General features: G+C 64.8%; 17 protein-coding genes. 11 read left to right on the top strand and 6 right to left on the bottom strand.

Features of this window, described 5'->3' with window-relative positions:
- The first annotated feature begins 228 nt into the window (after positions 1-228).
- The 4 genes from ABIB66_RS17125 to ABIB66_RS17110 all read left to right on the top strand — a co-directional run bounded on the left by ABIB66_RS17125 (position 229) and on the right by ABIB66_RS17110 (position 4,831).
- On the top strand, positions 229-1,380 hold the full coding sequence (locus tag ABIB66_RS17125) for a zinc-binding dehydrogenase (RefSeq protein ID WP_354208602.1): 1,152 nt from the start codon (positions 229-231) through the stop codon (positions 1,378-1,380).
- Positions 1,381-1,481: 101 nt separating this feature from the next.
- On the top strand, positions 1,482-1,922 hold the full coding sequence (locus ABIB66_RS17120) for a VOC family protein (RefSeq protein ID WP_354255060.1): 441 nt from the start codon (positions 1,482-1,484) through the stop codon (positions 1,920-1,922).
- Between the two features lie 114 nt (positions 1,923-2,036).
- Positions 2,037-2,549, top strand: a complete 513-nt coding sequence (locus tag ABIB66_RS17115) for a hypothetical protein (RefSeq protein ID WP_354208604.1) — start codon at positions 2,037-2,039, stop codon at positions 2,547-2,549.
- A gap of 311 nt (positions 2,550-2,860) precedes the next feature.
- Positions 2,861-4,831 (top strand): DEAD/DEAH box helicase, encoded by a 1,971-nt coding sequence (locus tag ABIB66_RS17110; protein ID WP_354208676.1) that lies wholly within the window; start codon positions 2,861-2,863, stop codon positions 4,829-4,831.
- A 76-nt stretch (positions 4,832-4,907) separates the two neighbouring features.
- Here the strand turns inward: ABIB66_RS17110 and ABIB66_RS17105 are convergent, their stop codons facing one another.
- Both ABIB66_RS17105 and ABIB66_RS17100 read right to left on the bottom strand, forming a co-directional pair.
- The gene (locus tag ABIB66_RS17105) at positions 4,908-5,204 is read right to left on the bottom strand and encodes a hypothetical protein (RefSeq protein WP_354208605.1); all 297 of its coding nucleotides are present in this window, start codon (positions 5,202-5,204) and stop codon (positions 4,908-4,910) included.
- A gap of 126 nt (positions 5,205-5,330) precedes the next feature.
- Entirely contained in the window at positions 5,331-5,837 is a 507-nt protein-coding gene (locus tag ABIB66_RS17100; protein WP_354208606.1) for a GNAT family N-acetyltransferase, read from the bottom strand.
- Between the two features lie 145 nt (positions 5,838-5,982).
- On the opposite strand from ABIB66_RS17100, the gene ABIB66_RS17095 reads away from it, so the two are divergent.
- A complete protein-coding gene (locus ABIB66_RS17095) occupies positions 5,983-6,369 on the top strand; it encodes a COG4315 family predicted lipoprotein (RefSeq protein WP_275168393.1) in 387 nt (128 codons plus the stop codon).
- A 13-nt stretch (positions 6,370-6,382) separates the two neighbouring features.
- Here the strand turns inward: ABIB66_RS17095 and ABIB66_RS17090 are convergent, their stop codons facing one another.
- Positions 6,383-6,937, bottom strand: a complete 555-nt coding sequence (locus ABIB66_RS17090; RefSeq protein ID WP_354208608.1) for a PAS domain-containing protein — start codon at positions 6,935-6,937, stop codon at positions 6,383-6,385.
- 465 nt (positions 6,938-7,402) lie between these two features.
- Between ABIB66_RS17090 and ABIB66_RS17085 the strand changes: the two genes are divergently transcribed.
- Together ABIB66_RS17085 and ABIB66_RS17080 are read left to right on the top strand one after the other, a co-directional pair.
- Positions 7,403-8,239: a rhomboid family intramembrane serine protease gene (locus ABIB66_RS17085; RefSeq protein WP_502916881.1), complete on the top strand. Its 837-nt coding sequence runs from the start codon at positions 7,403-7,405 to the stop codon at positions 8,237-8,239.
- 189 nt (positions 8,240-8,428) lie between these two features.
- Complete coding sequence (locus ABIB66_RS17080; RefSeq protein WP_007611784.1) at positions 8,429-8,857, top strand: CBS domain-containing protein; 429 nt, start codon at positions 8,429-8,431, stop codon at positions 8,855-8,857.
- Between the two features lie 17 nt (positions 8,858-8,874).
- Here the strand turns inward: ABIB66_RS17080 and ABIB66_RS17075 are convergent, their stop codons facing one another.
- Positions 8,875-9,918: a patatin-like phospholipase family protein gene (locus ABIB66_RS17075; RefSeq protein ID WP_354058503.1), complete on the bottom strand. Its 1,044-nt coding sequence runs from the start codon at positions 9,916-9,918 to the stop codon at positions 8,875-8,877.
- Positions 9,919-10,159: 241 nt separating this feature from the next.
- On the opposite strand from ABIB66_RS17075, the gene ABIB66_RS17070 reads away from it, so the two are divergent.
- Both ABIB66_RS17070 and ABIB66_RS17065 read left to right on the top strand, forming a co-directional pair.
- Positions 10,160-11,233: an RgsD C-terminal domain-containing protein gene (locus ABIB66_RS17070; protein WP_275168388.1), complete on the top strand. Its 1,074-nt coding sequence runs from the start codon at positions 10,160-10,162 to the stop codon at positions 11,231-11,233.
- A gap of 344 nt (positions 11,234-11,577) precedes the next feature.
- Positions 11,578-11,817 carry a hypothetical protein gene (locus ABIB66_RS17065; RefSeq protein ID WP_354208609.1) on the top strand — a complete coding sequence of 80 codons (240 nt, stop codon included), beginning with the start codon at positions 11,578-11,580 and terminating at the stop codon, positions 11,815-11,817.
- Positions 11,818-11,896: 79 nt separating this feature from the next.
- On the opposite strand, the gene ABIB66_RS17060 is transcribed toward ABIB66_RS17065, so the two are convergent.
- Positions 11,897-12,889: a zinc-dependent alcohol dehydrogenase family protein gene (locus tag ABIB66_RS17060; RefSeq protein WP_354208610.1), complete on the bottom strand. Its 993-nt coding sequence runs from the start codon at positions 12,887-12,889 to the stop codon at positions 11,897-11,899.
- Between the two features lie 86 nt (positions 12,890-12,975).
- On the opposite strand from ABIB66_RS17060, the gene ABIB66_RS17055 reads away from it, so the two are divergent.
- Positions 12,976-13,827 (top strand): LysR family transcriptional regulator, encoded by an 852-nt coding sequence (locus ABIB66_RS17055; protein WP_354208611.1) that lies wholly within the window; start codon positions 12,976-12,978, stop codon positions 13,825-13,827.
- A 1,018-nt stretch (positions 13,828-14,845) separates the two neighbouring features.
- Positions 14,846-17,308 carry a putative bifunctional diguanylate cyclase/phosphodiesterase gene (locus tag ABIB66_RS17050; protein ID WP_354255059.1) on the top strand — a complete coding sequence of 821 codons (2,463 nt, stop codon included), beginning with the start codon at positions 14,846-14,848 and terminating at the stop codon, positions 17,306-17,308.
- Here the strand turns inward: ABIB66_RS17050 and ABIB66_RS17045 are convergent.
- Complete coding sequence (locus tag ABIB66_RS17045; protein WP_354208613.1) at positions 17,294-18,562, bottom strand: serine hydrolase domain-containing protein; 1,269 nt, start codon at positions 18,560-18,562, stop codon at positions 17,294-17,296. The two genes, ABIB66_RS17050 and ABIB66_RS17045, sit on opposite strands and share 15 nt — an antisense overlap.
- Positions 18,563-18,620 lie beyond the last annotated feature (58 nt).

The raw sequence follows: 18,620 nt of genomic DNA, 5'->3' as shown, positions 1-18,620 counted from the left end.
AGCCCATCCTTCGAGGCGCGCAAGAGCGCGCACCTCAGGATGACGGTGGTGAGTGTGGCAGGCACTGTAGCCCGGATGAGCGAAGCGATATCCGGGAACGCTGGCCCCGCATGTCGCTTCGCTCATGCGGGCTACGAGACCGCGGCTTGGCACGACCGCGCATCTCACATACGCTTCGCTTCAGCCCGCACCAATCAATCATAACAGACGGGCACCGAGGAAACAGCCATGGACCAAATCCGCGTCTGCACCCACGCAGGGCCGGGCAGCGACCCCGTCATCCGCACCGTGCCGTGGCCGAAGGTCGGCAAAAAGGCCGCGCTGATCAAGGTCGGCGCGTGCGGCGTCTGCGGCACCGACCTGCACATTCTGAAGGGGCATTGGCCGAAGCCGCTGCCGTGGCCGTTCACGCTCGGCCATGAGATCGGCGGCGTCGTCGCCGAATGCGGTGACGAATTCACCGAGGACTTCATGAGCAAGTCGCTCAAGGTCGGCTCGAAGGTGATGATCCCGCCGCTGATGCCCTGCGGCCGCTGCTATTACTGCATCCATTATCCGCTGACCGCCAACAAATGCCTGACGCCGGTCTATTACGGCCGCTATCTCGGCTTCGACAAAGCGCCTCACATGTGGGGAGGCTGGGCCGAACATGTCTATGTCGATCTCGACATGCTGCCGGGCACCAAGATCTACAAATTGCCTGACGACATGTCGCTGCGGCTGGGTGCGCTGTCGGAGCCGCTGACCTCCTGTATCCGCGCCTTCAATCGCGCCAGCCGCGCCGGCGGTTTCACCTGGGGCGACACCGTGGTGATCCAGGGCTCGGGCCCAATCGGCATTCTCGCGGTCGCCGCCGCGCAGGAGATGGGAGCAGGGCGCGTGATCTGCGTCGGTGCGCCGGAGCAGCCGCGGCTCAAGCTCGCGCGCGAGTTCGGCGCCGAGGCGACGGTGAACATCGACGAACTGAAGTCACCGCAAGACCGCATCGCCCGCGTGCGCGAGATCGTCGGCGGCTTCGGCGCCGATCTGGTGATGGATTGCTCGGGCCACCCCTCAGCCGGCCCCGAAGGCATCGAGATGCTGCGCGACGGCGGCACCTATGTCGAGATGGGCCAGTTCACCGACGCCGGCTCGATCGAGACCTCCTGGCACCGCATCTGCACCAAGGACCTCAATGTGCTGGGCTCCTGGGGTTTCACCGGCAACGATCTGCCGCTCGGCGTCGAAATGCTCCATCGCACGGCGGACAAATATCCCTGGCTGAAAATGCAGACGATCTATCCGTTCACGGAAGACGGCGTCGCACAGGCGGTCAGGGATGCGATGGCGATGAAGACGGTGAAGTCGACCATCGTGCCATGGCCGGAGCTGGTGGAGTGAGAAACTGGTAGCCCGGATGGAGCGCAGCGTAATCCGGGATTCTCGCCTGTGGCTCCCCGCATTCCGCTGCGCTCCATGCGGGCTACGAGTCGGAGCTTGGAATGAAGGACGACATGACAAACGAACAAACAACCGAACCAACCCATCGCACCCGCTCGCCCTTCCGCGCCATCCGTGCGATCGATTACACTGTCGTCTTCGTGCGCGACATGGCGGCGATGCGGCGGTTGTACGAGGAGGTTCTCGCGTTTCCGCTGCTGCGGGAGCTGTCCCCGAACTGGATCGAGTACGGCTTCGGCAGCAATACTCTGGCGCTGGCGAAGCCAGGCCGAACCGCGGGCGATGCGCCGGTGCCGCACGGCAGCGCCTCGCTGCAACTGGCTTTCAGGGTGTCCGCGGTCGAAGTCGATGCGTGTGCCGACGAACTCGCACGCCACGGCGTGGCGCTGCTCTCACCGCCGACAAACCAGTCGTTCGGGCATCGGACGCTGTTCTTCCGCGACCCCGACGGCAATCTCTTGGAGGTCTATGCGGAGATCTGAAACGCGGGAGCGGTGGGCTGTGCACGAAAAGTTCCCTCGAAAATCCGCGCGTTATTCACGCCGGGGTGAAACTTAGGCCCGGGTTGCGGCTTTCAGTTCACGGGAGAGTTCATCGTGAAGCGAATCCTGAAACCCGTCACTTACATCCTGGCCGCCATCTACTTCCTGGTGGATGCGATCTTCATGGCCGTGGCGAGGCCGATCTCGCGCTGGATCGGGCGGCATCTCCAATTAAAGCGATTGCGCGGCTGGATCAGATCGCTGTCGCCTTATTGCTCGCTCGCCTTGTTTTCCGTACCCGTGATCATCCTGGAGCCGGTCAAGCCCGTCGCGGCCTATCTCGCTGCGACCGGCCAAGTCGTGAGCGGGGCGGTGACTTTCATCGTCGGCGAGCTGCTCAAGCTCGTGCTGGTCGAGCGCCTGTTTCAGCTCACGCGTGACAAGCTGATGCGGATTCCGGCTTTTGCCTGGGTCTATGGCAAGTTCACAGACGTCAAGGCATGGCTACAGGCAACCGAAGCCTGGCGTGCCGTTCGCGCCCTAGGCCGCGCGGCGAAGGACGCCGTTGCGCGGGCCAGAGCCAGGCTGGTCGGCGGATTCGGCAGGCTGGTGACCTCCAGGGATTAGGGCCTGCGCGTGGCTCCTCCCTGCAAGCTTGCGAACTGGGCGGTGGCTTTGATGTCAGATCCCGCTATATGCAGCAAAACGGCCCGAAAACGCTGGATGTAGTGGGTCGAGCTGACCGGTAAGCTTGTTCTCGGCATCACCAAAGCCATGCGTCATAGGCATGGTGATTTGCCCGCACTTGGCGTAAAGAGCGTCCAAATCAAATCACCACGCGTGCGGTCGAACCATTTGCCGCCTACGCAGCTTCAGGTCGCGCGGCTCGACGTTCCGCGCCTGGACCAACCAAGGTTTATCCCGTGTCTTTTCCGACCATGAGTCCGCCGCTCGCCCGAGCTTTGGCCGAGCGCAACTACGACCGTCCGACCCCCGTTCAGCTCGCCGTGCTCACGGAGGAGGCCGCTGACCGCGACCTGCTGGTTTCGGCCCAGACCGGCTCGGGCAAGACGCTGGCCTACGGCCTGGCCATGGCCAAGGACCTGTTGGGCGACGCTGAGCGGTTCGAGCGGGCGGGTGCACCGCTTGCTCTGATCGTGGCGCCGACCCGCGAGCTTGCCTTGCAGGTCCATCGCGAGCTGGCGTGGCTGTACGAGCATGCGAGCGGGCGCGTCGTCTCCTGCGTCGGCGGCATGGATCCCAGGCGCGAGCAGCGCGAGCTTGCGGCCGGCGCTCACATCGTCGTCGGCACGCCTGGCCGGTTGTGCGATCATTTGCGCCGCGGCCGTCTCGACATTTCGGAATTGAAGGTGGTTGTGCTCGACGAGGCCGACGAGATGCTCAATCTCGGCTTTCGCGAGGACATGGAGTTCATTCTCAAGACCACGCCGGACACGCGCCGCACCCTGATGTTCTCGGCGACGTTCCCGCGCGGCATCGTCGCGCTGGCCAAGCAGTACCAGCAGCGGGCGTTCCGGATCGAGGTCGCCGGCGACGAAGGCGGTCACGCCGACATCGAGTACCGCGCGATCCGGATCGCGCCCGGCGATGCCGAGCACGCCGTCGTCAACGTGCTGCGCTTCTACGAGGCGCCGAGCGCGCTGGTGTTCTGCAGCACGCGCGATGGCGTCCGGCATTTGCAGGCGGCGCTGCTGGAGCGCGGCTTCTCCGTCGTCGCTCTCTCCGGTGAATTGACGCAGAACGAGCGAACCACGGCGCTGCAGTCGCTGCGGGACGGACGCTCGCGCGTCTGCGTGGCGACCGACGTCGCCGCGCGCGGCATCGACCTGCCGAGCCTCGACCTCGTCATTCATGCCGACCTGCCCAACGACGCCGAGGTCATGCAGCATCGCTCCGGCCGCACCGGCCGCGCGGGCCGCAAGGGGACCAGCGTCATGCTGGTGCCGCCCGTGCGCCGGCGGCGTGCGGAAATGCTGCTGAACGTCTCGGGGATCGACGCGGTCTGGGGGACGGCGCCGCAGCCGGATGAGATCCGCAAGCTCGATCACGAGCGCATGAAGGACGTGCTGTTCACGGAGGAGACCACCGCCGACGATCTGGCTCTGGCGCAGGCGCTCTTGGCCGAGCGGTCGGCCGAGGAGATCGCCGCGTCACTCGCACGGCTCTATCGCGCGCGGCTGCCGTCGCCCGAAGACATCCTCGATCCCGGCGAGCGAGCTGGCCGGCCGCGCGACGATCGCAGTCGCAACGATACGCGCACGCCGCGCGACGATTTTCGTACGCCGCGTGACGCTTCGCGTGGCGACGATCGGCCCGAAAGGGCTCGGCCCAAATCGGGAAAATCGTCGTCGAAACATGGCATGGCGGATGGCAGCGTCTGGTTCCGGGCCAACATCGGACGGAAAAAGAATGCGGAAGCGCGCTGGCTGTTGCCGATGATCTGCCGCCGTGGCGGCATCGACAAGGGCGATATCGGCGCGATCAAGATCATGGACACCACGACCGAGTTCGAAATTTCCGAGCGGGTCGCGGAATCCTTCGCCGTGAAGATCAAGCGTCCGGACAAGGAAGACAATATCCGCCTCGAGCCGATGGCGGATGCGCCGCAGCGGCAGGCGCCTTCGGAACAGCGGTCCCACGCGCCGCGGCGCGACAGCGGCGAGAGCGATCATCGTGAACGTCAGGGCGAACGCCCGCGCGACAAGAGCGAATTCAAGCCACGTGGCAAGCCGCACGGCGATCGCCCTGCGAAATTCGACGACGCTCCGGCATTCGCGAAGAAAAAGAAGCATAAGACCAAGCCGGGCCATTCCGAACCTTCGGTCACGCCGTGGTCTGAAAAGGGTGCGCCGAGCAAGAAGCCGAAGAAGAAAAAGCATCGCGGTTGAACGGGCGCTCTTCGGCAGGGACAGCAATGATGCCGCCGGATTGCACCGGCGACATCATCTGAAAAGTTAGATGGGCTCAGCGGCCACCGCCACCGCCGCCGCCACCACCACCTCCGCCACCACCGCCGGCATCGCGCATCGACGAGATGTAGCGGGGATCGGTCTGCTTCATGTAGGTGGGCGAGGTGTCGTGAGTGACGCTGACGCGGCTTCTGCCGCTCGGCGTTGGCTGCTCGATCGCGATGCCGCAGCCCTCGAAGAAAGCGGAATCGCAGCCATAGGTCCGGAATTGAGCCGCGTTGGCGCTGGTTGCGCTGAACGCGGCCGTCGCCGCCAATGCAAGCAAAGCAACTTTCGGCAATGTGAGTTTCATGGAAATTCTCCAGTCTCGTTTCGGCGAGACCAGATCGGCCCGCACAGTTCTTCGACGAGAGCTGATCGAACCCGGTTCGAGGGAATGGCTTCACGCCAGCGTGAACTGCGCCGGGGGGCAGGGATGTTACGTCGCAGTGAGGTCGCGCCGCATGTACGTCGCGCTGTTACCGTAAGACGCGAGCTTTGCGCGTAGTTCAGGATCCGCATTGACGGGCCGAAAGCCGAGGCCTTGCCACAGCGGTTGCGTGGCATAGACCGAGACCAGTGCGAGGGTCGCAATGCCGGAGGCGCGCGCCAGCGCTTCGATAACGGCAACATAGTCGCGCGCAACGCCGCCGCGAAAGTCGGGCAGCACCGCGGCGTCGTGCAAATAGAGGCAATCCGCATCGCCAGGCAGTTGCTCGAGGAAGCCGTCGAGCGGCGGAATCCGGTGCTGCATCCACGGATGCGCGAGACCGTAGCCGACGATCCCGTCGTCCGCGACAAGCACGCGGCAGCCATCGGGATAGAGCCGCATCTTTTCCGCGAACACCTCAGGGCTTTCAGGCAGATCGGGATGAATCCGCGCTGCGATCTTGCTGATCGCCGGCAGATCGGAGGCGCGCGCGAGACGCCAATGCGGCTTGCTCATGTCGGTCCGTCGTTCCGCTTCCATCATCCCAGTTTATTCCGATGCGGCGATGCGTGCAGCGAAAAATATCTTTGCCGACATCTCAGGAATACGGCGTCTCGCGCGGCGTCCTACCATGCAAGCCCATTGCATGACAGGAGATACCATGACGTCCTCGATCCGCCTCGCGCTCACGCTCGCAATATCGCTCGCGATGGTTCCCGCTGCTTTCGCGGCGCCGCCGACCAAGACTGGCAAGACCGACAAGGGTAATGTGCTCACCGACGCCAAGGGCATGTCGCTCTATACTTTCGACAAGGATGCGGACGGCAAATCGGCCTGCAATGGTCCGTGCGCGACCAACTGGCCGGTGCTGAAGGCCGAGGCGAGCGATGCCGCCGCCGACGGCTACACCGTGATCACGCGCGACGACGGCTCGAAGCAATGGGCCTACAAGGGCAAGCCGCTCTACACCTTCGCCAAGGACACCAAGCCCGGCGACGTCACCGGCGACGGCTTTCTGAACGGCGCGTGGCATCTGGCGATGCCGTGAGCGGGGTGCACTGCTAGCGCAGCCCCTCATAGACCATCAACCCGCGTGCGATCTGCAGCTTGCGGATCGCGCGCGGCAGCAGTTTTTCCGGCTGGTGCAGATAGCGCCAGGAGGTGAGGGCGAACGGACCAAGCGCGCCGCATTCGTCGTCGAACGGCGCGAGCACGCCTGTCACGCTGACCGGTGTATGCGGGCGGGCGTTGAACGGCAGGAGCAGCAGCTCGAGATACGCCTTGCTGCCGTCCTCGCGCGCGGCGGTGACGCCGGCGATTGCGCCGAGGCTCTCGTCGGCGACGATGGTCGTGATCTCCTCGATGTCGCGGCGGCTGGCTTCGTTGAACAGTGCCGCAAAGCTCGAATCCTTGAGGTCGCACCCTGCGAGCGCGCAGACGCGCGTGCCGGCGACGCGGAACGGGAAGCCGAGATTGGGCTCGCAGGACAGCACGAAGATGTCACCGAGCAGGCCGCGCACGGCGGCCGGATCGATATCCGCCCGGTCTGGCGCCCGCGCAGTGCCGCGCTTCTCGTCCCAATATGCGAAGAACTCGCGGCTCGACGGATGTTTCATGACTGAACGCTTACCCCGGGGCGCAACCTCGCGGGACAAACCTGTCCCGCTTCAGTGCAGCCGCGATCCCTGTGTTGTTGTGCAGGAGGGGCTTTGCAGCGTCCATGCCGCAGCGGCGTTTTCGGCGCCTCTGGCGCTGCCTTTGCGTCGTTAACGTTAAATTAACTATGCGCTTTCCGTGCGCCGCCCCGCTGCTATGGTGACCGCGGTCGCAAGCCTCGCCGCCTTTCTCCAGGTTCTCGGCGAGGCCTGTACACAGGCGTCAAACAGTTTGGTCACCGGCCGCGGGGAGGGGTGGGGATACTCCCGTCTCTCTGGGTACCGGAAGTCCGACACGGATAGGCAGGGCTTTCCCAGGGCCCTGCCTTTTCCTTTTGTGCACTTGCGCAGGGCGGGCAAAGACGACTATCTCCAAGGCCTGTCGTTAGGACTGTCGCTCCGATCGCGCCTGAAAGCGAAGCCGCCTTGGATTCCCCGCCAAATTCTCCGCCGCAAGATCCTCCGTCGCAAGATGCTTCGCTGGGGGTGCCGGCCGTCGTTGAGGAGGCTCCGCGCGAGCCGATCCTGACGCTGCCCGTGGCGCTGACCGCCTATATCCTCCTGCTCGCGGTGATCCATCTGCGGGTGTTGCTGCCGCCGGAGCTCGAGAACTGGACCATCGACGTCTTCGGCTTCATCCCCAAGCGCTACGATTCCTCGCTACTCAATCTGGAGATTCCCGGCGGTGCCGGCGCCAAGGTCTGGACCTTCGTCACCTATTCGCTGCTGCACGCCAATCTCACCCATCTCGGCTTCAACGTGCTGTGGCTGTTGCCGTTCGGCAGCGCGCTGGCGCGGCGCTTTGGCGCCATCAGGTTCTTCCTGTTCCTCGCGGTGACGGCGGCGGCCGGCGCGCTCGCCCATCTCGTCACTCATGAGCACGCGGTGGCGCCGATGATCGGCGCCTCGGCGTCGGTGTCTGGGGCGATGGCAGCGGCGATCCGCTTCGCCTTCGTTCGCGGCAGCTTCCTGTCGTTCAGCCGATCGGATGCCGATACCGCCGCAAGAGTTCCGGCGCTGCCGCTGTCGCGCGCGTTGCGCGACGGGCGAGTGCTCGGCTTCCTCGCGGTTTGGTTTGGCGTCAACATCGTCTTTGGCGTCGGCGCGATCGGCGTCGATAGCGAGACCACGAGCGTTGCCTGGCAGGCGCATATCGGCGGCTTCCTTGCCGGCCTCTTGCTGTTCACGCTGTTCGATCCCGTGCCGCGCGTGCGAAGCGATGCTGCGGATGCGTCATCACAGGACATTTCAGACCGTATTTGAAGCGGCGCTTGCGGCGCCGCCCGAATTCATCCATCATTCCCGAGAAGAATGTTCCGAAGCGACAGGCCGTTCGCGGCGATGCTTCGCAAAGCGCACGAGCGTGAAACCGGCGCTGAAACTGTTAGTTGAAGACTCGAAGAACAAGTCCGGACCGCGAACAGCGGACGGTTCCGATTCAGGGAGGCGACAATGACGGTACGTTCGATTCTCAACACCAAGGGCCACCAGATCATGAGCGTCGAGCCGGACGCGAAGCTGGCGGTCGCGGTCAAACTGCTCGGTGAGAAGAAGATCGGCGCTGTGCTGGTGATGAACCAGAGCCGGCTGGAAGGCATCCTGTCGGAGCGCGACATCGTGCGAGTGATCGGCGAACGCGGCGCCGGCGCGCTGGAGGAGCCGGTCTCTCAGGTCATGACCCGGAAGGTCGTCACCTGCAAGGAGACCGACACGGTCGCCGAGCTCATGGAGATGATGACCACCGGCAAGTTCCGCCATCTGCCCGTGGTCGACAATGGCAAGGTGGTCGGCCTGATCTCGATCGGCGACATCGTCAAGCGCCGGGTGCAGGAATACGAGTCCGAGCAGGAAGCCCTGCGCGACTACATCAAGACCGCCTGATGAGTAAGACGGCCTGATCAGTCCTGCTGCTGGTCGGCTTTCGGCGCGGTGCCCTCGGGCGCCGGCGCCAGTTCGTGGATTGCCTCCTGGATGGACTCCAGCGCGCGCTCGGCAGCGCGGGTGCCCAGGGCGATGAGGTCCTCGGAGCGGTGGAAATCGAACCAGCCGAATTGGCCGATCCGAGGTGTGATCAGCATATCGGGCGGATCGCCGGCGAGGCGGGCGCGGGTGATGCGGTCCTGCATGATGTTGAAGGCGTCGACCATCACCGAAGAGAGGCCGGGCCGGGCGCTGCCGCCGCCGAAGAACTCGCGCTTCACCGTCTTCTCGGGCGAGAAGAATCTCGGGAAGCGCCGCTTTGACGTCGGCTCTTCGGCCACGGGGATCACCGGCTCAGGTATCGCGCCGTGCGAATAGACCGTCGTCGAATAGGTGAAGATGTCGCTGGAAAGATTTGCGGCGATGACGATTTCGGCGCCGAGCGCGCGGGCGGCCGAGACCGGCACCGGGTTCACCAATGCGCCGTCGACCAGCCAGCGATCGCCGATCAGGACCGGAGAGAAGATGCCGGGCAGCGCATAGGAGGCGCGCATCGCGTCGACCACGCGGCCGCGCGTCAGCCAGATCTCGTGGCCGGTGCGGACCTCGGTCGCGACGGCAGCGAACTTGACCGGGAGATCCTCAATCTGGCTCTGGCCGCAGGCAGCCTCGAGCCGGGTCGCCAGCTTCTCGCCGCCGATCAGGCCGGAGCCGTTGAGGCGGATGTCGAGGTAGCCAAGGATGTTGCGCATCCCTTGCAGGCTGCGGCCCCATTCTTCCAGCGTATCGAGCCGGCCGGCCGCATAGAGGCCGCCGACCACCGCGCCGATCGAGGTGCCGACCACGACGTCAGGCACGATTCCGTTGGCAAGCAGGGTCCGGATAATGCCGATATGAGCGAAGCCGCGCGCGGCGCCGCCGCCAAGCGCAAGGCCGATCACCGGCCGGCGGATGCTGCCCAGGCCGACTTTCTCGGCGACCTTATCGCTGTTCGAACCCCGCCCCTTCAATATGTCCAGCACCGAAACTCTCCTACGCCGGGACCCGCCATCAGACTAGGCACCGTACTGGCGCTCCGCCAGAACCGGGCCGAAGCATGGTTTATGCCGGTTTGGGAAGCGCACGGGGCAGGAGTATGGCGAGGGACGGATGCCCCTGGGGTAATCACGCAGGCGTCAACCGGGTTCCAAAACGGTGTCGGGCCGTATTTCTCGGGGAGTCAGAGGCTTGAATTTGCCGCGTTTTCGGTGAAAAGCAGGTGGCATGACTCTCGGGGGTGACGGCATCATCGGATGGCGGCGCAGCGCATCGCTGCTGCCGGCCTTGGTCCTTGCTGCCTGCCTCTATACTCTTGGCCAAAATGCTGCGCAGGCGCAGCTTTTCTCCGATCGTCCACCGCCGGTGCCGCCCGCGTCGGTGCCTGATCCCGGCGGTGCCGTCAGCCTGGCGCCGCCCTCCGGCCCGGGTGCTGGACCGCCGAGCCTGCCGCCGACCCTGTTGCAGCCGACCACGCCCAGCATGCCGCCGCCCGCGGTCACGACCGTGCCGTCCGCCGCGCCGCTCAACGCGGCCGTGCCCGGACAGGGCGTGCTGTCGCTGACGGCGAAATACGGCAAGGACACCCCGCCGATCACCAGCGGTCTGGTCTGGCGCGTGTTTGCCGATCGTCCCGACGAGAACGGCACCTTCAAGCTGATCCGCGAAGACCGCAATGCCACGCCGAACATCGTGCTGCCGCCCGGCAATTACGTCGTGCACGTCGCCTTTGGCCTGGTCAGCGCGGTGCGCACCGTCAGCCTGAAGGCCGAGACCGATCGCGAATCCTTCGTGCTGCCGGCCGGCGGCCTGCGCATCGAGGGCCGCGTCGGCACCAGTCGCATTCCGCAGAACCAGATCTCGTTCGCGATCTACAAGGGCAGCCAGTTCGAATCCGGCGAGCGCGCCTCCCTGGTGCCGAACGTCGCAGCCGGCGACGTCGTGCTGCTGCCGGAGGGCACCTACTACATCATCTCGAATTACGGCGACGCCAATTCGGTGGTGCGCTCGGACATCCGCGTCCAGGTCAGCAAGCTCACCGACGTCACCATCACCCACCGCGCCGCCGTCATCACGCTCAAGCTCGTCAGCGACAGGGGCGGCGAGGCGCTCGCCAACACCGCCTGGTCGGTGCTGACCCCGGGCGGCGACGTGATCAAGGAATCGATCGGCGCCTTCCCGCGCGTCGTGCTCTCCGAAGGCGAATACCGCGCCATCGCCAAGAACGAGGGCAAGGTCTACGAGCGCGGCTTCAACGTCGTCAACGGCGTCGACGGCGAAGTGGAAGTCGTCGCGCGGTAATGCTTGAGCGGTGATGCCGGATGCGGCCCGACGCTGGTCTTCGTGCCCAGTGAACACTTCTCATTCAGCGCACGGATCTCCCTTATCTTATTACCGCCAGTCCCGTCACGTGTGCGAAGGCGAATTCTCTCCGCTACGCCGCTTGGTGTTGCGACTTGAATAGCTTTGTCAGCGCTACCAAGCAGGACCGATCAACACCGGCACCGCCGGCTTATTCCAGCCTCGCCGCGACTTCCTCAAAGCCGGTGCAAGATACCTATTTCCGATAATCAATTTCATTCGCTTTCCATCCTGCTGGGTTATATGTCGGGCATCCCTCTAATGGGGGAGGCCGGAGCAGGCTCGTGCGTCTGCGAGACCGGCAAGGAGCAGGGGCCAAGCTCGTCGGCATGTTCGAAGTGATCCTCACCAGGCGTAAGCGGTTCGGCTGGCGGTGGCAGGTGTGCGACCAATCCGGCAAGAAATTTGCCGATGGCTTCGAGCGCACCCGGCCGTCCGCCAAATATCATGGCGAGCGCGCATTGTTCTTTCTGCTGTCGCAGGCCCATCTGAGCAATCGCTTGGCGACGTCCAGCGAGGACTAGTCGCAGCTGCGCGTGCGGGTCTCCGCAGCCCGGCTTGCGCTTCGGTCCGTCCGACAACGAGACTTCTCTGCCAGCGCCGTCAGATATCCACGACGAGCTTGCCCTGCGTCGCGTGATCGCGGATCAGCGCATAGGCGTCATCGACACTCTCCAGCGTGAAGTGCCGCGGATCCAGCAGCGGCAAGAGCTTGCCCGCCTCAATCAGGCGTGTGGCCTCCAACATGATCTCTCCGTGATGCGCGCGGCCTTCGCCTGACAGCAGTGGCAGCAGCGTGAACACGCCGGAATAGGTGGCGGCGCGGAACGAGAGCGGCGCAAGCCCATGCGTACCCCATCCGAGCGCGCTCACGACATGGCCGAAGCGGCGTACGGCTTCGAACGAGGCGTCGAGGACCTTGTCGCCGACGGTGTCGTAGACGACGTCGAAGCCGCGGCCGCCCGTATGCTCTGCAACATAAGTCGCGATGGCGGTATCGCGATCGATGAAGGTCGCGCCGAAACCTTCGATGGTGGCGCGCTGCGATGCCGAGCCGGTCGCGAACACATCTGCTCCGAACGCGCGCGCGATCTGGATCGCGATGTGGCCGACGCCGCCTGCGCCGCCATGGATCAACACCTTCTGGCCGGCCTTCAGCGCCGCGCGGTCAATCAGTCCTTCCCAGGCCGTGATGAAGATGAGGGGCAGGGCGGCTGCCTCCCGCATGCTGAGATTGGCAGGCTTCAGCGCCAGCAGGTCGGCGTCGACAGCGGCGAATTCGGCGAGCGATCCCTGTACACCGCCGACGCCTCCCGTCATGCCATAGACCTCGTCGCCCGGCTTGAACCGCGAGATGTCATGTCCGGTCTGCTCGATCACGCCGGCGAGATCCAGTCCGAGAATCGCAGGCAGCGGATGGCGCGCATGCGCCGCGGCGCCGGCGTGGATCTTGGTGTCGAGCGGATTGATCCCGCTCGCGCGGATTCGCACCAGCACCTCGCGCGGACCGATCTCGGGCCTGGAGATCGTTGAGAGGCGCTGGGGCGCGTTGTGGGCCTCCAGGACGGCCGCGCGCATGGTCGATTGTCTCGTCATGATCGTCTTGCTCCGTTTCTGGCCTCCAATATGCTCATGAATTTTTGCATGGGAAGGAATGAGAATGTACGATGAGGAGGCTTCCGGTGGACTGGAGCGATCTGCGCATCTTCCTGGCGATTGCGCGCGAAGGCACTCTCGGCGCGGCCGCGCGCAAGATCGGCCAGACCCAGCCGACGATGGGACGGCGACTTCGCGCGCTCGAACAGTCGCTCGGGCAAACGCTGTTCCAGCGCACGGCGGATGGTTTCGTGCCGACCGACGAGGGAACGGCTGTGCTGCGCCATGCCGAGCGGATCGAAGAGGAGGCGCTCGCCTTGGAGCGGCGTGCGTCCGGTGCGGAGACGCAGCTCGATGGCTTGCTGCGTCTGTCGTCGTCGGACTGGTTCGGGACGGTGATACTCTCGCCGGTGATTGCCGCCTTCGGCAAGCGCCATCCCAAGGTGACCGTCGAGCTTCTGACCGATGCGCGCCTCTACAGCCTGCCGCGCCGCGAGGCTGATCTCGTCTTCCGCATCAAACCGTTTAGCGAGCCTGAAGTGATCTCCCGAAAGCTGCTCCACATTCCCTACGCACTCTACGGCAAGAAAGGCAGCAAGCCGCCACGCGCGGGCGACGGAAGCGGTGTCCGCGTTGTTACCATGAATACCGAATTCGCCGACATGCCCGATGCCCTGTGGCTGAAGCGCACGCTGCCGAATATGGAAATCGCCTCGCGCAGCAACAACAGGCAGGCGCAGGCGGAGCTTTGCGCGAGCGGCGGCGGGCTCGCGATGCTGCCGCGCCCGCTCGGCGACCGTGACCGCCGGCTGGTCGCGCTCGACATCGGGGCGACGCCACCCGGCCGCGACACTTTTGTGGGTTATCATCGCGATCTCAAGCGCCTCACCCGCCTGCGCGCGCTGCTCGATCTCGTGATCGAGCGATTGGCAGGGTGATGGCTCCTGACACGCTGCCGTAGCCCGGGTGAGCGAAGCGATACCCGGGACAGCCCGTGGTAGGAATCCCGGATATCGCTTCGCTCATCCGGGCTACAAGACCTTGCGGTGCCTGTCGGGCAAAACACCCAAGCTGTCAGTCAACGCACGCTGGCAAAAATATTCCACTTTACCGAAATTCGGAAACGGCGTATGTGTCGCCTACTCCGGCCCAAGGAAGAGGGGCGTATCGCGATCGTCACGAACGCGGGCCGGACGGGTGGACGCAGGCCACATCGGCGCGAAGAGTTTCGCAGGGCGGGCAACCGTGAGCGAAGGCGTCGCGCACACGACCGGTGCAGCCTGCGTACGGCAAAATCGTGTGGTCCTGGCGCCCGGGGTCTGTGCGCCAAGTGTTGCGGTGATGTCGCGGCCCGACCGGGGCGCGTGCATCGGTCATCCGCAAGGCAACGGGGGCAATAGTGCATCGCTCCCCGGGGAGAGCGCGACATAAGCCGTAAAACCACTGCGCAGGGAAGGCCGTGTGTTGGGCTTCACCTGTATGCCGCTGTGCAATCTAGTTACCACAATCTCGCACAGTGGACCGCGGGTGCCAGCCGGCACCCGGTCTTCCCTGCGCCCTCTTTCAGTTGAGGGTGAGGCGACCAAGCAAAGCTCGGGCGAACACGCCGCGAGGATGCGAAGGTGTGCCTACAAGCGAGATGTGAATTTAAGAGCGACGCTCTTGCCTACGCTCCGTCATTGCGAGCGCAGCGAAGCAATCCAGAGTCTTTCCGCGTGGGCAGTCTGGATTGCGTCGCTGCGCTCGCAATGACGATGCAGCGGTGCGCCAAAGCTTCGGTCTCACGCGCCTCCTACGCAACGCCTTCGCACAACCGTCATAGTCTCTAACGCCCACTAACCAACGCCCGACTTTAAACTGTCATAATCGCGGAACGGAACCCGCGCTCGCGCGCTCTTTACACGCCGTTAAGCGCGGCTGCATTGGATGCGACGGGAAAGTGCGTTGGGGACTGCCATGAGTGCCGCGAAGAAAGTGTCGGGAAAACCGGCCGCCGAAATGTTCGACGACATCCCGGTGCTTCAGCGCAAATGGCGTGCCGCGTTGAAGCCGGGCGAGCGGCTGCCGCGCTACGAGGACGTGATGCTCGGCAGCCTGGGACGGCTCGCCGACCACATCGCGCTGCTCAAGGGCGATGGCGCGCTCGAACTGTCGCGCAGCGGACGCTACGTGCAGAAATGGCTCGGCGAAGAGCGTTGGGACATCCCGGTCGCTGCGCTCTCGCCCGATTGCGCCACCGCGCTGTCGGAAGCCGCGGCGAGCGCGCTCGCCAAAGGCCGGCCGCACCAGGCGAGCGCCCATTGCGTGCGCGACGGCATGGTCAGGACCTACGATGTGCTGGCGCTGCCGACCGCCTCGCGCTGGGGCGCGACGCTGGTCGGCGCCTACATCAACGAACGCGGCGCGCAATACAATCTCCTGGACGCGATCTTCGCGTCGACCGACGACGCGGTGGTCTCGCTGGCGACGCTGCGCGACGCGGGTGGCAAGCCGTTCGATCTCCAGATCGTGCACCACAACAGGAGTGCGGGCCTGCTGCTGAAGGCCGAAGGCGCGGGCCTGTTGTGGCGCCGGATCGGCGAGGGAGACACGCTGCTGGCCTCGCTCGAGGTCATGGAATTCCTGCTCAAGACTGTCTCCGGCGGTCGCGGCGAGCAGCTCGAGATCGAGAGCGACGGACGGCATCTCCGGCTGAGCGCCACCGCGTTCGCCGACGTGGTCTCGCTGACGATTTCGGATGTCACAGTGTTGAAGCGGCGCGACGCCTCGTTCCGCCTGCTGTTCGACAACAACCCGATGCCGATGTGGGTGTTCGACGCCGCGAGCAAGCAGTTTCTCAGCGTCAACGACGCCGCGGTCCAGCATTACGGCTACAGCCGCGCCACCTTCCTGCGCATGAAACTGCACGAGATCTGGCCGCAGGACGAGTGGGACAGCCATGCCGAGGCGCTCGAACGCATCGGCGACGCCTATCACTCCTCGCGCAACTGGCGGCATCTGCGTGCCGACGGCAGCGAGATCGAGGTGCTGACCTTCGGCCGTCGCGTCGCCTTCGACGATCGCGACGGCTATCTGGTCGCGGTGGTCGACATCACCGAACGGCGCAAGGCCGAGGCGCGGATCGCCCACATGGCACACCATGACGGGCTCACCGATCTGCCGAACCGCGAATATTTCCAGGAGCGCCTGAAGCAGGCGCTCGACCAGGCCGCCGGAAAACGGGTCGGCGTGCTCTACATCGATCTCGACCTTTTCAAGAACATCAACGATTCCTTCGGTCATCCGGTGGGCGATCGCCTATTGAAGGAGGTTGCGGCCCGTTTGAGCACCGCGGTCCGCGGCGCCAATCTCGCGGCCCGGCTCGGCGGCGACGAGTTCGCGGTGATCCTGGCAGCCGACGTCTCGCCCAACGAGGCGAGCGCCTGCGCGAGCTTGCTGATCGACATGCTGAAGGCGTCCTATGAGATCGACGGGCAGGAGATGGTGATCGGCGCCAGCATCGGCATCGCCCTGTCGCCGGGCGACGGTACGACGTCGGAAGAGTTGATGCGCAACGCCGACATGGCGCTGTACCGGGCGAAGTCGGACGGCGGCGGCGTGCATCATTTCTTCGAGCGCGAGATGGATCTGCAGGCGCAGAAGCGCCGTGACATGGAGCTCGATCTGCGCCGCGCGTTTGCGAATGGCGAATTCGAGCTGCACTACCAGCCGCTGGTATCGATCGCCTCCGACCGCATCTCCGGCTTCGAGTCGCTGCTGCGCTGGCATCACCCCGACAAGGGCATGATCTCGCCGGCGGAGTTCATTCCGGTCGCCGAGGACATCGGCCTGATCACCCAACTTGGTGAGTGGGTGCTGCGCGAGGCCTGTTCTGAAGCGGTGAAATGGCCTGTCGAGGTCAAGGTCGCGGTCAATCTATCGCCGGCGCAGTTCCGCAGCCGCAATCTGGTTCAGGTCGTGATCTCGGCCCTGGCGCAGTCCGGTCTGTCGCCGAAGCGGCTCGAGCTTGAGATCACCGAGTCGATCTTCCTGGCCGAGACCGATGCCAATCTCGCCATCCTGCATCAGTTGCGCGAGCTCGGCGTCAGCATCTCCATGGATGATTTCGGCACCGGCTATTCCAGCCTCAGCTATCTCCGCAGCTTCCCCTTCGACAAGATCAAGATCGACCGCTCCTTCGTCAAGGATCTGGCAGGGCGGCCCGATTGCGTCGCGATCGTTCGCGCGATCTCGGGGCTTGGCCGCAGCCTCAACATCACTACGACCGCGGAAGGCGTCGAGACCGAGGATCAGCTCGCGTGGTTGCGCGCCGAAGGCTGTAACGAAGTCCAGGGCTTCTTGTTCAGCGCGGCGCGGCCCGCCGCCGAGATCGCAAGGCTGCTCGCCGATTTCGGCCAGCGCGCGTCACGGGCGGCGTAGCTCGGGCGGGTAGCAATCGTAGACCAGCGCCTTGAAGGCGGGCGTGATGCGGCTGCGCTCGTTCTGGGTCTGCTGCATCAGCAGGTAGACCATGTCGAGCTTGGGATCGACGCCGAAATAGGTGCCGCTGCCGCTGTCCCATTTCAACTCGCCGAGCGAGCCCGGCGGTGGCGGTTTGGCATTGCCGGGATCGGTCCGCACCGCGAGGCCATAGCCATAGCCGAAGCCGTCGCCCGGAAAATAGAAGTAATCGCGTCCGACGCCCGAGCCCGGCCCGACGTGATCGGTCGTCATGGCCTTGAACGCGGCGGGGCTCAGATAGCGCTTGCCGTCGAACTCGCCGCCATTGAGCAGCATCTGCGAGAAGCGCTGATAATCGGTGATCGTCGAGAGCAGCCCGCCGCCGCCGGACTGCCATTCGGGATGGTCGAGGCGGTCGCGTTCGCCGGCGAGCAGGATGTTGTCGTTCGGCAGCGGCCGCGCCATCCGCGCGAGCTCGTCCTCAGTCGCCAGCGCGAATTTGGTGCTGCTCATGCCGAGCGGATCGAAAATGCGCAGCTTGAGGAATTCGTACAGCGTCTGGCCCGAGATGATCTCGATGACACTGCCGAGCACGTCGGTGGAATGACCGTAGCGCCACAGCGTTCCCGGTTGCCGTGCCAGCGGCAGCTTCGCGATACGTTGGGCGAATTCCCTGTTGTTGAACTGACCTTCGAAGATGTTGGCGGCCTTGTAGGCCTGCTCGACCCATTTGCCGCCGATATAATCGTAGCTGATGCCGGAGGTGTGCCGCAGCAGATCCTCGATGTTGACGGGACGGATCGGGGCCACGAGATCCAGATGCAACGTGCCGTCGGGATTGGTGACCTCGAGGCCCACCTTGGTGTCGGCAAAGAGGGGAATGTATTTCGACACGGGGTCGGTGAGCGCGAGCTTGCCCTCGTCGATCAGCATCATCGCGCCAAGGCACGTGACCGGCTTGGTCATCGAGTGGATGGCGAAGATCGTATCGGGCGTCATCGCGAGGCCCGTCCTGGTGTCGCGCACGCCGAAAGTCTTCAGATAGACCGGCTTGCCGTGCTGCTGGACCAGCACCACGGCGCCCGGCAGCCGGCCGCTCGTCACCTCGTTGTCGAAATACGCTGTGATGCGGTTGAGTCCGTCGGACGACGGAGCAGGGGTGTCTGCAGCGCGCGCCCGCGCCATCGTGCCGGCCAGCAGCGCGGCTCCGACCAGAAATTCACGACGCTTCATCCGGGCTTCCTCCCTGGCCGGGATCAAAGCCGCAAGACGTCGAAGGCGTCAACACGCC

The organism is Bradyrhizobium sp. F1.13.3 (assembly GCF_040548265.1).
Classification (GTDB): Bacteria; Pseudomonadota; Alphaproteobacteria; order Rhizobiales; family Xanthobacteraceae; genus Bradyrhizobium.
This window is presented reverse-complemented; position numbering and strand designations above follow the sequence as displayed.